At 48.4% G+C, this 13,782-nt stretch carries 12 protein-coding genes; 10 read left to right on the plus strand and 2 right to left on the minus strand.

Annotation, left to right across the window (positions count from 1 at the left end):
• Window positions 1–39 precede the first annotated feature (39 nt).
• From AT705_RS24175 to AT705_RS24215, 9 genes are all read left to right on the plus strand, one after another.
• Window positions 40–939, plus strand: a complete 900-nt coding sequence (locus AT705_RS24175; protein ID WP_058798863.1) for a LysR family transcriptional regulator — start codon at window positions 40–42, stop codon at window positions 937–939.
• Between the two features lie 470 nt (window positions 940–1,409).
• Window positions 1,410–2,078, plus strand: coding sequence for a GntR family transcriptional regulator (locus AT705_RS24180; protein ID WP_010380130.1), 669 nt, complete (start codon window positions 1,410–1,412; stop codon window positions 2,076–2,078).
• Window positions 2,079–2,112: 34 nt separating this feature from the next.
• Window positions 2,113–2,991, plus strand: a complete 879-nt coding sequence (gene prpB, locus AT705_RS24185) for a methylisocitrate lyase (RefSeq protein WP_040644496.1) — start codon at window positions 2,113–2,115, stop codon at window positions 2,989–2,991.
• A 91-nt stretch (window positions 2,992–3,082) separates the two neighbouring features.
• Window positions 3,083–4,204 (plus strand): bifunctional 2-methylcitrate synthase/citrate synthase, encoded by a 1,122-nt coding sequence (gene prpC / locus AT705_RS24190; protein ID WP_010380134.1) that lies wholly within the window; start codon window positions 3,083–3,085, stop codon window positions 4,202–4,204.
• 99 nt (window positions 4,205–4,303) lie between these two features.
• Window positions 4,304–6,892 carry a Fe/S-dependent 2-methylisocitrate dehydratase AcnD gene (acnD, locus tag AT705_RS24195; protein ID WP_058798864.1) on the plus strand — a complete coding sequence of 863 codons (2,589 nt, stop codon included), beginning with the start codon at window positions 4,304–4,306 and terminating at the stop codon, window positions 6,890–6,892.
• Between the two features lie 90 nt (window positions 6,893–6,982).
• Window positions 6,983–8,164 carry a 2-methylaconitate cis-trans isomerase PrpF gene (gene prpF / locus AT705_RS24200; RefSeq protein WP_058798865.1) on the plus strand — a complete coding sequence of 394 codons (1,182 nt, stop codon included), beginning with the start codon at window positions 6,983–6,985 and terminating at the stop codon, window positions 8,162–8,164.
• 51 nt (window positions 8,165–8,215) lie between these two features.
• Window positions 8,216–8,821, plus strand: coding sequence for a LysE family translocator (locus tag AT705_RS24205; RefSeq protein ID WP_058798866.1), 606 nt, complete (start codon window positions 8,216–8,218; stop codon window positions 8,819–8,821).
• 7 nt (window positions 8,822–8,828) lie between these two features.
• Entirely contained in the window at window positions 8,829–9,206 is a 378-nt protein-coding gene (locus AT705_RS24210; RefSeq protein WP_058798867.1) for an STAS/SEC14 domain-containing protein, read from the plus strand.
• A gap of 68 nt (window positions 9,207–9,274) precedes the next feature.
• Window positions 9,275–9,967: an SDR family oxidoreductase gene (locus AT705_RS24215; protein ID WP_058798868.1), complete on the plus strand. Its 693-nt coding sequence runs from the start codon at window positions 9,275–9,277 to the stop codon at window positions 9,965–9,967.
• 19 nt (window positions 9,968–9,986) lie between these two features.
• Here the strand turns inward: AT705_RS24215 and AT705_RS24220 are convergent, their stop codons facing one another.
• On the minus strand, window positions 9,987–11,321 hold the full coding sequence (locus AT705_RS24220; protein ID WP_058798869.1) for an NAD(P)/FAD-dependent oxidoreductase: 1,335 nt from the start codon (window positions 11,319–11,321) through the stop codon (window positions 9,987–9,989).
• Complete coding sequence (locus AT705_RS24225) at window positions 11,321–11,878, minus strand: GNAT family N-acetyltransferase (RefSeq protein WP_058798943.1); 558 nt, start codon at window positions 11,876–11,878, stop codon at window positions 11,321–11,323. Before AT705_RS24225 ends, AT705_RS24220 begins: the two co-directional genes overlap by 1 nt.
• A gap of 287 nt (window positions 11,879–12,165) precedes the next feature.
• Between AT705_RS24225 and AT705_RS24230 the strand changes: the two genes are divergently transcribed.
• Window positions 12,166–13,608, plus strand: coding sequence for a chitinase (locus AT705_RS24230; protein WP_082669139.1), 1,443 nt, complete (start codon window positions 12,166–12,168; stop codon window positions 13,606–13,608).
• The last annotated feature ends 174 nt before the right edge of the window (window positions 13,609–13,782 follow it).

The following is a 13,782-nucleotide window of genomic DNA, read 5'->3' on the forward strand; positions in this document are numbered from 1 at the left end:
TGGCTCTATAAAGAAATCATTTTTCTTCAGAGGAGAAAAATGGACCTGATTAAATCTATCCGAACTTTTATCTCAGTCGCTGACAAGGGGAGTTTCAGCGCAACGGCAAATCATCTTAACATTGCGGTGTCAGCAGTCAGTCGCCAGGTAACTGAGCTGGAAGAGCACTTTGGTTGCCAATTACTTTACCGTACAACCCGAACGATGCAGCTAAGCGAGCAGGGGCAAATTTTGTTACGCGAACTTAGAGGGATTATCGAACAACTTGATAATTTACAGCAGCTGTCTTTGCAAAAATCACAAGTGATCGCAGGAGACATTACCGTTTCTTCTCCATTTCATTCTGAAGGTATGGGGCTGAGTAACATTTTGTCAGAATTTTGTGAAACATACCCAGCTGTAAATGTATCCTGGCTGATGTTTAACCGACGTGTCAATTTGATTGATGAAGGTATTGATGTTGCTATTCGCGCAGGTAAGCTTGTCGACTCTAGTTTGATAGCTAGAAAATACAGTTCTTTGGAAGTGGTATTTGTTGCAAGTCCTGATTATATAAATAAATTTGGATTACCTGAGTCCCCATTAGAACTGGTTAATCATAAGTGTATTGTTGAAACCAAAGATGAAGGCAATACACGATGGCGTTATCTCGACAGTGGTAAGGAAAAGCACATACAAATTAAAGGTAGTATTAGAGTTAATAAGCCTAATATGGCGGCAAAATTTTCCTCATTAGGTAAAGGCATAGTTCAACTACCTAAATATATGGTGCAACAAGGTCTAGATAATGGTGATCTTGTGTTGGTTATGGAAAGCTATAACCCGGCACCATTAGATTTGTATTTGGTTTATCCTTCGAAAAAACTGATGAAACCAGCTTTAAAAGCTTTTATTGAATTTTTTTTGGCGCGCACCGAAAAGGGTCAAGTTTGCAGCTGAAAATTACGTACGAACATTGGTGCCTCTACCAAGGTTAAGTTGTTAGTCATCGATGGCATCACCAGGCTCTTTTTTGGTTCAACTAATTCCGGGGTGTAGAAAAAACATTCTTTAGTAACAGTCGTAATTGTGTGGATATAGTATGGGTCGTTCTTAATCGGTTTACTTAGCTCGCTGCCAGTAAAAAGTAGGATTATTGAACCTCTAAGGTCCCGAAAAACTTAAAGTCAGAGTCTTTAATAGCTGAGCGGTCATATCATTCCTGGGTACGGTTAGCCGGTACTGTTTGGCGTCTTTCACCTTGTCTGCTTATTCAAGACGTCTGTCAGAGTCGCGATGAACAGCCATAAACTTCATGAATATCCCCTATATTGTAAATTGTCGACAATCTGTTCCGGAACAGGTTGACGTAAACGTAAAGCAGCACTATATTGTCTACAACTTTTATCAAGACCGGAAGGCAAGACATAATGAGCTTTATGCATGAAAGTGCCGTAACTGCTTCTGACAAAGCATTTTTCCGGCTTAGAAAAGAGATTGTTGAAGGTGATATTCCAGCTGGCTCTAAACTGAGTGAAATGGAATTGTCGACAAAGTATGAGGTAAGCCGTGCTGTTGTACGAGAAGCGATAAACCGCCTTGAAGCGTGTCATCTCGTTGAACGTCGTCCGAATGTGGGTGCCAGAGTGGTGTCGTTAAGTGAAGAAGGCCTGATGGAATTGTATCAGGTACGTGAAGCGCTTGAAGGTATGGCCGCGCGTCTGGCAGCACAACACATGCCAGATGATGAAGTCGCTAAACTAAACAGCCTGTTGAATGAGCAGTTCGACGAAGTGAAGGGCGGCGAATCTTACTACCAGGAAGCCGGCGACCTGGATTTTCATTACCGCATCATTGTGGGTAGTCAGAATCAGCAGCTTATTGCCATGCTGAGTAACGGCATATATCACCTGGCACGTATGTATCGGGTGCAGCTCGGCATGGCCGGGCCGCGCGTAACCACCGCCTACGACGAGCATAAACACATAGTGCGCGCTATCGCGAATCGCGATGCCGAACTGGCAGAAATGCTAATGCGTCGCCATATTCAATATTCTAAAAATAACATTGCCACCAAGTTAACCAAACAGCATCAGTAATAATTGGGGAGACACACTTATGAGTACAGGGATCATCAGCGCAGGTAAAAAATTCCGCGACGCGCTAAAAGCCAATCAGCCGCTTCAGATTGTTGGCACCATCAATGCCTATAGCGCAATTATGGCCAAGAAAATTGGCCATCAGGCGATTTACCTCTCAGGTGGTGGCGTAGCCAATGCCTCTTATGGCCTGCCTGATTTAGGTATTACGTCTTTGAATGATGTGATTGCTGATGTACAGCGTATCACTTCAGCCTGTGACTTACCTCTAATGGTTGATATCGACACCGGCTGGGGTGGGGCGTTTAATATTGCTAAAACCATTCAGGAAATGCAAAAAGCTGGTGCAGCAGCTGTGCACCTGGAAGATCAGGTTGCGCAAAAACGCTGTGGTCACCGTCCAAACAAAGAGATTGTCTCGACTGAGGAAATGGTTGACCGGATCAAAGCTGCCGTTGACGCACGCACCGATCCAGATTTCTTCATCATGGCCCGTACTGATGCGTTTGCACAGGAAGGTCTGGAAGCCGCCATTGAACGCGCTAAAGCGTATGTTGCAGCCGGTGCAGATGGCATTTTTGCCGAAGCCGTTCAGACAGAAGAGCACTATCGCGCGTTTTCAGAGGCGCTGGATGTGCCTATTCTCGCAAACATCACGGAATTCGGTAAAACCGAGTTGTGGAATAAACAAGAGCTGGGCGAGTGGGGCGTTGATATGGTGCTTTACCCGTTGAGTGCTTTCCGTGCTATGAACAAAGCAGCAGAAATGGTGTATCAGTCCATCTTAGAAAACGGCGATCAGAAAGCCGTCATAGATAACATGCAAACTCGTATGGACTTGTATGACTACCTCGGCTACCACGAGTATGAACAAAAGCTCGATGGATTATTTGCCCAGGGTAAAAATAAATAAAAGACACAAAGGATATTGAGTAAGTGCCGCTGATATGTGGCCTTTCTTAAAATGAAATTAACCAGCAGGTAAAAATTCAGGAGATAACAAAATGGCTAAAGTATTAAGCGGTGCAGGCCTTCGCGGTCAGGTTGCAGGTAAAACTGCGCTGTCGACAGTGGGTGTTTCGGGTTCCGGCCTGACCTACCGAGGTTACGACGTGAAAGACCTGGCAGAGCATTGTCAGTTTGAAGAAGTCGCGTATCTGATCCTAAAAGGCAAGCTACCGAATCAACAGGAGCTGGACGGCTACAAAGCTTTGCTGAAATCTCAGCGTGGTCTGCCACAGGCGCTTAAAGAAGTACTAGAGCGTATTCCGGCTGACGCACACCCAATGGACGTATTACGTACAGGTTGCTCTATGTTGGGTAACTTAGAAGGTGAGCACAACTTTGAACAGCAGCTGGCGATTACTGATCGTATGTTGGCATGTTTCCCAAGCATCATCTGTTACTGGTATCGCTTTAGCCATGATGGCGTTCGCATTGACGTTGAAACGGATGACGATTCAATCGGCGCGCACTTCCTGCACATGCTGCATGGTGAGAAGCCAAACGAATTACATGAGCGTGTTATGCATGTTTCTCTGATCCTATACGCAGAGCATGAGTTCAACGCGTCTACCTTCACAGCGCGTGTTTGTGCGTCTACCCTGTCAGACATGCACTCTTGTATTACAGGTGCAATTGGTTCATTGCGTGGTCCTTTGCACGGTGGTGCAAATGAAGCGGCGATGGAAATGATTGAGCGCTTCGAATCTGCTGATCACGCAGAGCAGGAAATGATGGGCATGCTTGAGCGTAAAGAGAAGATCATGGGCTTTGGGCACGCTATCTACTCGGAGTCAGATCCGCGTAACGAAATCATCAAGCAGTGGTCAGAAAAACTTGCCGCAGATGTAGGTGACACAGTTCTTTATCCTGTTTCTGTACGCTGTGAAGCGGTCATGTGGCGTGAGAAAAAGCTGTTCTGTAACGCGGATTTCTTCCACGCATCGGCCTATCATTTCATGAAGATCCCAACCAAGCTGTTTACACCTATTTTCGTGATGTCACGATTAACAGGGTGGGCAGGTCATGTCATGGAGCAAAGAGCAGACAACCGTATCATCCGCCCGTCAGCGGATTACACGGGGGAGGAGCTACGTCCGGTTCCGCCTATGTCTGAGCGTTAATCTCTAAATCAACATTTCACGTCACCTAATGGCACAGATCGTCTACAACAATTATAAAGATCTGTGCCATTGAGCCAACGAGCAATTCTGGAAGTAGTTATGAACAGCCAATTTCGCAAAAAATTACCTGACTCTTCGTTGTGTTATTACGACACCCGCGAAGCGGTCGAAGCCATTAAGCCGGGTGCTTATGATGGCTTGCCTTATACCTCTAAAGTGTTAGCAGAAAACCTGGTACGCCGCGCTGAGCCTGAAAAACTCAACGATTACCTGACTCAAATTATCGAACGTCGTCGCGATCTGGATTTCCCCTGGTTTCCGGCGCGCGTGGTTTGCCATGACATCCTTGGCCAGACTGCACTGGTGGACCTTGCTGGTCTGCGCGATGCCATAGCAGAAAAAGGCGGCGATCCGGCTAAAGTAAACCCCGTAGTCCCGACTCAGCTTATTGTTGATCACAGTTTGGCGGTTGAGCACGCGGGCTACGAAGAGAATGCCTTTGAGAAAAACCGGGCGATTGAAGACCGACGTAATGACGATCGTTTCCACTTTATTAACTGGACCAAAACTGCATTTAAAAATGTCGACGTGATCCCGCCAGGCAATGGTATTTTACACCAGATAAACTTGGAGAAGATGTCGCCGGTTATCCAGGCGCGTGATGGCGTGGCATTTCCAGATACCCTGGTTGGTACCGACAGCCATACGCCACATGTTGATGCGCTGGGCGTGATTGCGGTAGGTGTGGGTGGCCTTGAGGCTGAGAGCGTCATGCTGGGACGAGCCTCATATATGCGTTTGCCGGATATCGTAGGTGTCGAGCTGGTTGGCAAGCGTCAGCCGGGGATCACTGCGACAGATATCGTGCTGGCGATCACAGAGTTCTTGCGCCAGGAACGTGTGGTTTCCTCTTACCTGGAGTTCTTCGGCGAAGGCTGTGATGGTCTGTCTTTGGGTGACCGAGCGACTATTTCCAACATGACACCGGAATATGGCGCAACGGCAGCCATGTTCTATATCGATCAGCAAACCATCGACTACCTGCGTTTAACGGGTCGGGATGATGAGCAGATCAAACTCGTCGAGCAATATGCAAAACATACAGGCTTGTGGGCTGATGCTATGACCGGTGCACAGTACGAGCGGGTGCTGAAATTTGATTTATCATCAGTTGGCCGCAATCTGGCTGGTCCATCCAACCCACACCGGCGAGTCGCCACGGCAGATCTGGCCAAGCAAGGTATTGTGGCTGACTATGAACAGCGTGAAGGCGAAATGCCAGACGGTGCGGTGATCATTGCAGCCATCACCAGCTGTACCAACACCAGTAACCCGCGTAACGTAGTCGCAGCCGGACTGCTGGCACGTAATGCGAATAAACTGGGCCTGAGTCGCAAGCCTTGGGTCAAAACGTCATTTGCGCCGGGCTCAAAAGCGGTTCGTTCTTACATGGAAGAAGCGCAGTTACTGCCTGAACTGGAGCGGTTAGGCTTTGGTATCGTTGCATTTGCCTGTACTACCTGTAATGGCATGAGTGGCGCACTGGATCCAAAAATTCAGCAGGAAGTGATTGATCGCGATCTGTACTCCACCGCTGTGCTATCCGGTAACCGGAACTTTGATGGCCGAATCCATCCTTATGCGAAACAGGCTTTCCTGGCATCACCACCGTTGGTTGTAGCCTATGCTATCGCGGGCTCGGTCCGCTTCGATATTGAAAACGGTGTTTTAGGCAATGATCAGGATGGTAATCCGATTACTTTAAAAGACATCTGGCCGAGCGATGAAGAGATAGACGCAGTAATCGCACAGAGTGTGAAGCCGGAGCAATTCCGTGCCGTTTACGAACCTATGTTTGACCTGAGCGTTGACTATGGTGAAGAAAACGACCCGCTTTATCAGTGGCGTGAGATGAGTACCTATATCCGTCGTCCGCCCTACTGGGAAGGCGCATTAGCGGGTGAGCGCACGATGAAAGGCATGCGACCGCTTGCGATTCTGGGTGATAACATCACCACAGATCACCTGTCTCCGTCGAATGCAATTTTGGCATCCAGCGCTGCCGGTGAGTATCTGGCGAAAATGGGTCTGCCAGAAGAAGACTTTAACTCGTATGCAACGCACCGCGGTGATCACCTGACGGCACAGCGTGCAACCTTTGCCAACCCTAAGTTGCTAAACGAAATGGTGACGGAAAACGGTGAAGTGCAGCAGGGCTCTTTGGCGCGCCTTGAACCTGAAGGCAAAGTAACCCGTATGTGGGAAGCTATCGAAACCTATATGGATCGCAAGCAGCCGCTGATCATTGTGGCGGGAGCAGACTATGGTCAGGGCTCGTCTCGCGACTGGGCAGCTAAAGGCGTGCGTTTAGCGGGTGTAGAAGTGATTGTGGCCGAGGGCTTTGAGCGTATTCACCGTACCAATCTGATCGGGATGGGTGTGTTACCGCTGGAGTTCCTAAATGGCACAACGCGTAAAACGCTGGAGCTGGATGGTACTGAAACATATGATGTGGAAGGCACGCGCACTCCAGGCGCAACGTTGAACCTGATCATCCATCGTAGCAATGGCGTACAGATCGAAGTACCGGTGTTGTGTCGTCTTGATACAGAAGAAGAAGTGTCTATTTACGAAGCCGGTGGTGTACTTCAACGCTTTGCCAAAGATTTTCTGGAAGCAAACGCATAAACAATTCCGTTCTCGCTCCACTGCCACTGTGGAGCTTATCTGAGCAGGGGGCACTCGCTGTGTGTGCCCGCGCTGCTATTTAGGAAGAAAATGATGACTTTCAAACCTCAACTACGTGTGCCTGCGACTTATATGCGTGGTGGCACCTCTAAAGGCGTGTTTTTTAATCTCAGTGATCTGCCGAAAGCTGCACAGGTTGCCGGTGAGGCACGCGATAAGCTGTTACTGCGAGTAATTGGCAGCCCGGATCCTTATGGTAAACAAACGGACGGGATGGGTGGTGCAACTTCTAGCACCAGTAAAACCGTGATCTTGTCTAAAAGTAATAAAGCGGACCATGATGTCGACTATTTATTTGGTCAGGTCGCCATAGACAAACCTTTCATTGACTGGAGTGGTAATTGCGGAAATTTGACCGCCGCAGTGGGGGCATTTGCGATCAGCAATGGTTTGGTCGATGCCAGCCGAGTCCCTGAAAACGGCATAGCTGTAGTGCGGATCTGGCAAGCAAACATAGAAAAATCCATTATTGCGCATATTCCTATGCGCAATGGCGAAGTTCAGGAAAGCGGTGATTTTGAGCTGGATGGCGTAACCTTTCCTGCCGCAGAAGTGGTGGTGGAGTTTATTGATCCGGCAGATGCAGATGCCGATATGTTCCCCAGCGGCAACTTGGTCGATCAGCTGGAAGTGCCGGATGTAGGTACTTTCGACGTTACTATGATTAATGCCGGGATCCCCACCTTGTTTTTCCGCGCGGAGGATCTGGGTTACACCGGAGTGGAGCTGCAAGAAGCCATCAATGGTGATGCTGCTGCATTGGCACGTTTTGAAAAAATCCGCGCTTATGGCGCCGTTAAGATGGGTCTGATTGAGCACATTGACGAAGCTAAAATACGTCAGCATACGCCTAAAATTGCGTTTGTATGCGGTGCCAAAGCGTATACCGCATCCAGTGGTAAAGCGATTTCAGAGCAGGATATCGACTTGTCTGTTCGTGCCTTATCGATGGGCAAGTTGCACCATGCCATGATGGGGACTGCGGCCGTTGCGATTGCCACAGCCGCAGCCATTCCAGGCACGCTGGTAAATTTGGCAGCAGGCGGTGGCGAGCGTAATAGTGTTACTTTTGGTCATCCTTCAGGCACGCTAAAAGTGGGGGCTGAAGCAGAGCAAGTGAATGGCCGCTGGTTGGCAAAGAAAGCGGTGATGAGTCGTAGCGCCAGGGTGGTTATGGAGGGGCATGTCAGGGTCCCGCAGGAACAAGTTTAATGATGTACTTCAGCCCGGTTTATCCGGGCTGATTTTTAAGGAACGAAGAATATGTATGAAGCGATATTTTCAATAGCCCTGACAACGGCCTTGTTACTTGGTTCTCCCGGACCCGCTCCATTGGCACTGGCTGCGGTTGGAGCCAGCTCTGGTGCTCGCGGTGGTGTGCCATTTCTATCTGGGATTCTGCTGGGCTTGCTGGTTGCTATTATTGCGGCTGCGACAGGTCTGGGCGCCCTATTGTTGAGTTATCCCAATCTCAGCGCGGTATGTCAGATAGTGGCCATTGTTTACTTGTTTTACGTCGCGTATAAAATCGCAAACAATCATAGCGGTCTGTCAGATATTGCGGGCAGTGAAGTGGGGTTTCGGGATGGGTTTATTTTGAACCTGTTAAACCCTAAGGCTTACGCTGCCTGCATTGCTATTTTTGCTAATAACAGTGTGCCTGATGTCACCCCGGTGATGGGGGCGATATTGGCAGCGAGCACCTGCTTTATCATTGCTATTGTCGTGGATAGCCTTTGGCTGATGCTTGGCGGCGTATTGCACCGTTTCATTAAAACACCGATACAATTGCGTAATTTACGTTTATTTTTTGCTTTTTTGTTAACCTGTCTGCTAATTTGGATTAGTACAACCCACCTTCTTAACTGAGACTGCCATGGAACGCTTTCATTCAATCTCCGTAGATACTGAACGCTTAAATGGCGATCTGTTAATGAGTTTTAAGGCACTGGGTAAGGTCAGTCACGCTGATTATATGGCCATTAAAGCTGTGATAGATAGTGCATTGAGAGCGGCTGTTGGCCAGAAAATCAGGGTGTTGGTGGATGTCACTGAGTTTAAGGGCTGGGACCTCCATGCAGCCTGGGACGATATCGCACTCGCACTGAATCACAGCCATGACTTTTACAAGATTGCGGTGCTGGGTAACAGTCGCTGGCAAAAATTTGCGGCCAAAGTGGGTAATTGGTTTGTTGCAGGTGAGTCACGTTATTTTGAGGAAAAAACGCAAGCCTTGTCATGGTTAACAAAGTAGGTGGTCCCTGCGAGCGCGAACCATATATAATGGTCTGTGAGGCGTTAGTTAAAGGCTGAAATAAACTTATGAACACACTTTTTATCACAGGTGCAAATCGGGGGATCGGGCTTGCGCTCGTAAAGCTTTATCTTGAGCAGGGCTGGCGAGTACTGGCAAGTTGCAGGACGCCGCAATCGGCTGAGACATTGTGGCAACTTGAGCAGCAATTTAGCCATTTGCAGATATTTGCGCTGGACGTTACCCAATATGAGCAGATGAATAAACTGGCGAAATCGCTCAGTGAAACGCCCATTGATTTAGTCATCAATAATGCCGGGGTTTATGGCCCAAAGGGCTATGCCTTTGGTGACTGTGATGTCGAGCAGTGGAAGCATGTGATGGAAGTCAATGTAATCGCACCTCTGAAGCTGGCCGAGGCGTTTAGCGCGCACCTAAAGCTAGGTGAAGGAAAAACATTTGCTGTGTTGTCATCCAAAGTTGGCAGCATGACGAATAACACCAAAGGGGGCGGTTACATATATCGTAGCTCGAAAGCAGCTTTAAACTCAGTAGTAAAGAGCCTGTCAAATGACCTGTTGCCTGAAGGGATCAAAACGGTAGCACTGCACCCAGGCTGGGTAAAAACCGATATGGGTGGCCCTAACGCGCTGATTTCAGTCGAAGAGTCTGCACACGGGCTCAAACAAGTGCTGGATGAACTTCACGAAGCGCAAAGTGGTGGATTTTATGATTACCAGGGACTTGCCATTCCCTGGTAGACCCTGTACCTGTTGCGCTTTACGAAAACTTGTCCTGAATTTGCGCCAGGTGATAGTAACCGAGCTGGCCAAAACGGCGGAGTTGTGGAAAGGGGATTTTGGGTAAAGGCCGCTGATAAAGCGGTAAGTCAGGTACTTTATCCTTCATGGTCAGTTGCGCCAGTCGGTAGCCGGCTTGTGAGCTAAATGACACCCCTGAACCACAATAACCCAAAATATATCCGACATTGCCCTCAAAAAAGACGTGCGGCATATCATCCAGTGCTGCAGCGATATAGCCGTGCCAGTAATAGTCGTGTGCTATATCTTTGAGGCAAGGAAAGCACTCTGCAAGAGCCGATTTAAGATGAGTAAGGTATTTGGTTTTATGCTGATCTTTGGCGAAAACAGCACCTCGGCCACCAAATAACAGTCGATTATCTGGCAATAACCGGTAGTAATATTTAAGTCTGCGGGTATCCATGACGACCTGATGAGTTTTCAGGCCTGTTTGTGTCAGCTCGTCATTGCACAGTGGCCGTGTCACAAAGATACTGCTTAGGATCGGCAGGTATCGGTTGTCAATCAATGGGTGGCTGTGTTTATTGTTGTATGCGTTACCTGTGTACAACAGCTTATCAGCGCTGATGGTTTGATCGTTAACACTCAGCTGGTGGCGTTGGCCATGTTTAACTTCACTGGCAAGACTGTGCTCGAATAACGTAACCCCAGCCTGGATGGCCATGTCGCGGTAACCCAGTAGCAGTTTGAGCGGGTGTAATCCAAAGCCATTTTCGTAGCGCATGGCACCATGAGCATGGTGATTTAGCATGAATTGAGTTTCAAGTGCATCGCGGCTGAGCAGCTGGCTCGCGTCATTGCCAAAATTATCTGAGATAAACTTTGCAGCGCTTTGTAAGTTATTATAAGCCTGAGCATTATGTGCAATTTTAAGATAGCCTGATGCTTGTGCATCGCAGTCAATCTGGTGTGTTTCAATCAGCGATCGGACCCTGTTCACCCCGCCCTGAAACTCTTCATAAATGCCGCGGCTGACATCTATACCCCAGCGTTTTGCATAATCAGCATAGCCAAGTCGCCCCGAGGCTGGTAGCGCAAATCCTGCATTTCGGGCGCTTGCCCCGAAGCCAACCTGATTGGCTTCAAGCACACATACCTTCTGTTGATAGGTATGGGCCAGATAGTAAGCGCTCAACAAGCCACTAAAGCCACCACCGATGATGGCCACATCGAAATGCTCAGAAGTCTGTGGCGCCGAGTTTGCGATTGGCAGAGGTTGAGTTGCGGCCCAGTAGCTGGGGGCGAATGCTTGTCCCTGGCAATGGGGAGCATGGAGTGGATCAAAAGTGTGCATCAGAACTCCAGTACCATTTCGGCTGCCTGACAATGACACTCGTTACCACAGACTGGACAGCAATACCCTTCGTGCAGGGAGAGATCCAGCCAGCGATCATCGTGTGCTTTGACGAGCTTGCCCCCGGATTTGGAGAAGTATTTTACAGCACCATTGCCTGGGCTTTGCATCCACAGATGAGATACACCCGCTTTGGCTCCCTGTTGTTTCAGCACTTCAACAGACGCTTTGAGTAACTTAGGTCCAATCCCCTGTCCCTGTGCATCCGGGTGAATTGCAATGCATTTAAAGTACGCCATCTGCATTGGGTCTACTGGCCAGAGTGTTGTTGAACACCATTTGTCAATTGGCCACTGGCCAGCGCTGTAAGAGGTTCTGAATCCAACAACTCTGTGTAACTCGTCAACAGCCACAAAAGAGGCGTTCAGACCATGTTGAGTACCTCGTTGATGCATCATTTTGATGCCGTCCAGATCAAGGTAATTCTCTCCGTGGACCAGGTTACCGAGCTCGATCACTGCCGGGTAATGCGTTGAGTTGAGTGGGAGGATTGAGATCATATGCGATTGCCAAGTGTCATTTACAAAGTTGTCATTCTGCAGCATTTCTTAATTGAAAACAAAGCTGTTCAAAAATACTTGCACAAAATAGGTACGAAATTAGTGTGTTTTATGTTCAACTATTATTGACAGCGATGTCATCTTGGTAATAATTGTGACAACAGTATGTCTGATGTAGATGTTGCAATGATCTTTTTTGGCAGGCTGTTTACAACAACGATAATAAGCGAAATCGGGGTGCTCGCAGAGTGTCCCACAACACAACAACATGTAAAGGATGTCTTATGAATAAACTAAACTTTGTCAGTCTGGCAGTGATCGGGGGTCTTAGTGCGCCCGCTTTGGCCCTCAATGTACAGCCTGATCCGAACAATTCCGGTGCTTATTTACTCGACCGTGCAGGCCTTCAGGCTGCCGAGTCAACGCTGACTGCTAACCCTATGTATGCGGTCTGGGCAAAAGCATTACAAACACGCAGCAATGCCATTGTTGATGCTATTGTTCCGGGTGCGGCCAGCAACCCCGATAATGTAAAACGTGTAGAGCGTGTATTTGGTCAAAGTGAGTGGGATTTTTTGACCCAAATGGCGGCACCTGAATACACCTATACACGCTTTTTACGCGCAATTGGTAAGTTTCCTGCTTTTTGTGGTGATTACACAGACGGCCGTAATGCGGATGCTATTTGTAAAAAGTCTATAGTTACCGCATTTGCACATTTTGCTCAGGAAACGGGTGGCCATATTTCGAAAGACAATGTGTCAGACAACCCGTTACGGCTGGAAGAGTGGCAGCAGGCGCTGGTACATGTGCGCGAAATGGGCTGGTCAGAAGGTCAACCCGGTTACACTACAGGGTGCGGTCAAAATGACTGGCAAAACCGTCGCTGGCCCTGCGCTGATGGGCAGGGTTACTTCGGTCGTGGTGCCAAACAGCTATCTTACCACTTTAACTATGGCATGTTCTCTGAGGCAATGTTCGACGGTGACGCGACCGTATTGCTGAATAACCCTGCTTTGGTTGCTGACTCCTGGCTAAACCTGGCTTCTGCTATTTGGTTTTTCCTGACGCCTCAGGCCCCAAAACCGGCAATGTTGCACGTGATTGACCGTACCTGGGTACCGTCTCAAACTGAGCTGAATGCCGGCATTGGTTATGGCTTTGGTACCACAATTAACGTCATCAATGGTGGTATCGAGTGTGGCGAGCATAACAGAAACAAAGGCCAGCCAGTTAATCGTATTCGCTACTGGGAGGGCTTGTCTCACTATTACAACATTCCGGTAGAAAGTGATGAGGAAAACACCTGCTGGCAACAAACACCCTTTGGCAGTTTGAATCTGGATGGTGCCGGCGAAGTGCTTTACACCAACTGGGAGGCAAACTGGGAGTACTACGCCGATCGCCCAGGTGGATTCTCATTTGAATGTAAGCTGGTAGGTTATCAGACTGCTTACTCTGCGCTTGTTGAAGGCGATTATGAGAAATGTGTAACCAACTTCTATGGCTCACATACCGGCTGGCCGGTTGTCACTGTCGTTGACAACCTGCCGCCACCGGATGATAAACCACCGGTAGACAATGTCGCTGCGTGGGAAGCAAATAAGGTCTACTTGCAAGGCGATAAAGCCAGCTTTAACGGCAAAGTCTATGTTGCTAAGTGGTGGACTCGTGGTGACGAGCCAAACGGGACAGGCCCCTGGGAGCTAGTGCCTGCGGCACAATAATGCCTGGTCGGCCTAGTATTAGATTAACTGACTGATACATTATGCAGCAAAAGACCTTGTGCTAGCCTTGGGGCTTTAGCTAATCATGACTATGTATCTCAATAGATAACTCCGGTATTTTCTATTGAGATACATAATGGCAACTAGAGCGAAGTTATAATCGACCCTGTAACA

Origin of the sequence: Pseudoalteromonas rubra (genome assembly GCF_001482385.1) — a bacterium.
Lineage (GTDB): Bacteria > Pseudomonadota > Gammaproteobacteria > Enterobacterales > Alteromonadaceae > Pseudoalteromonas > Pseudoalteromonas ardens.

What these genes read in the sequence shown, in the direction of transcription:
- AT705_RS24175 (WP_058798863.1), top strand. Translation starts at nt 40, where the DNA reads ATGGACCTGATTAAATCTATCCGAACTTTTATCTCAGTCGCTGACAAG.
- AT705_RS24220 (WP_058798869.1), bottom strand. Translation starts at nt 11,321, where the DNA reads ATGCACACTTTTGATCCACTCCATGCTCCCCATTGCCAGGGACAAGCA.
- prpF (WP_058798865.1), top strand. Translation starts at nt 6,983, where the DNA reads ATGATGACTTTCAAACCTCAACTACGTGTGCCTGCGACTTATATGCGT.
- AT705_RS24180 (WP_010380130.1), top strand. Translation starts at nt 1,410, where the DNA reads ATGAGCTTTATGCATGAAAGTGCCGTAACTGCTTCTGACAAAGCATTT.
- AT705_RS24215 (WP_058798868.1), top strand. Translation starts at nt 9,275, where the DNA reads ATGAACACACTTTTTATCACAGGTGCAAATCGGGGGATCGGGCTTGCG.
- AT705_RS24230 (WP_082669139.1), top strand. Translation starts at nt 12,166, where the DNA reads ATGAATAAACTAAACTTTGTCAGTCTGGCAGTGATCGGGGGTCTTAGT.
- AT705_RS24205 (WP_058798866.1), top strand. Translation starts at nt 8,216, where the DNA reads ATGTATGAAGCGATATTTTCAATAGCCCTGACAACGGCCTTGTTACTT.
- prpC (WP_010380134.1), top strand. Translation starts at nt 3,083, where the DNA reads ATGGCTAAAGTATTAAGCGGTGCAGGCCTTCGCGGTCAGGTTGCAGGT.
- acnD (WP_058798864.1), top strand. Translation starts at nt 4,304, where the DNA reads ATGAACAGCCAATTTCGCAAAAAATTACCTGACTCTTCGTTGTGTTAT.
- AT705_RS24210 (WP_058798867.1), top strand. Translation starts at nt 8,829, where the DNA reads ATGGAACGCTTTCATTCAATCTCCGTAGATACTGAACGCTTAAATGGC.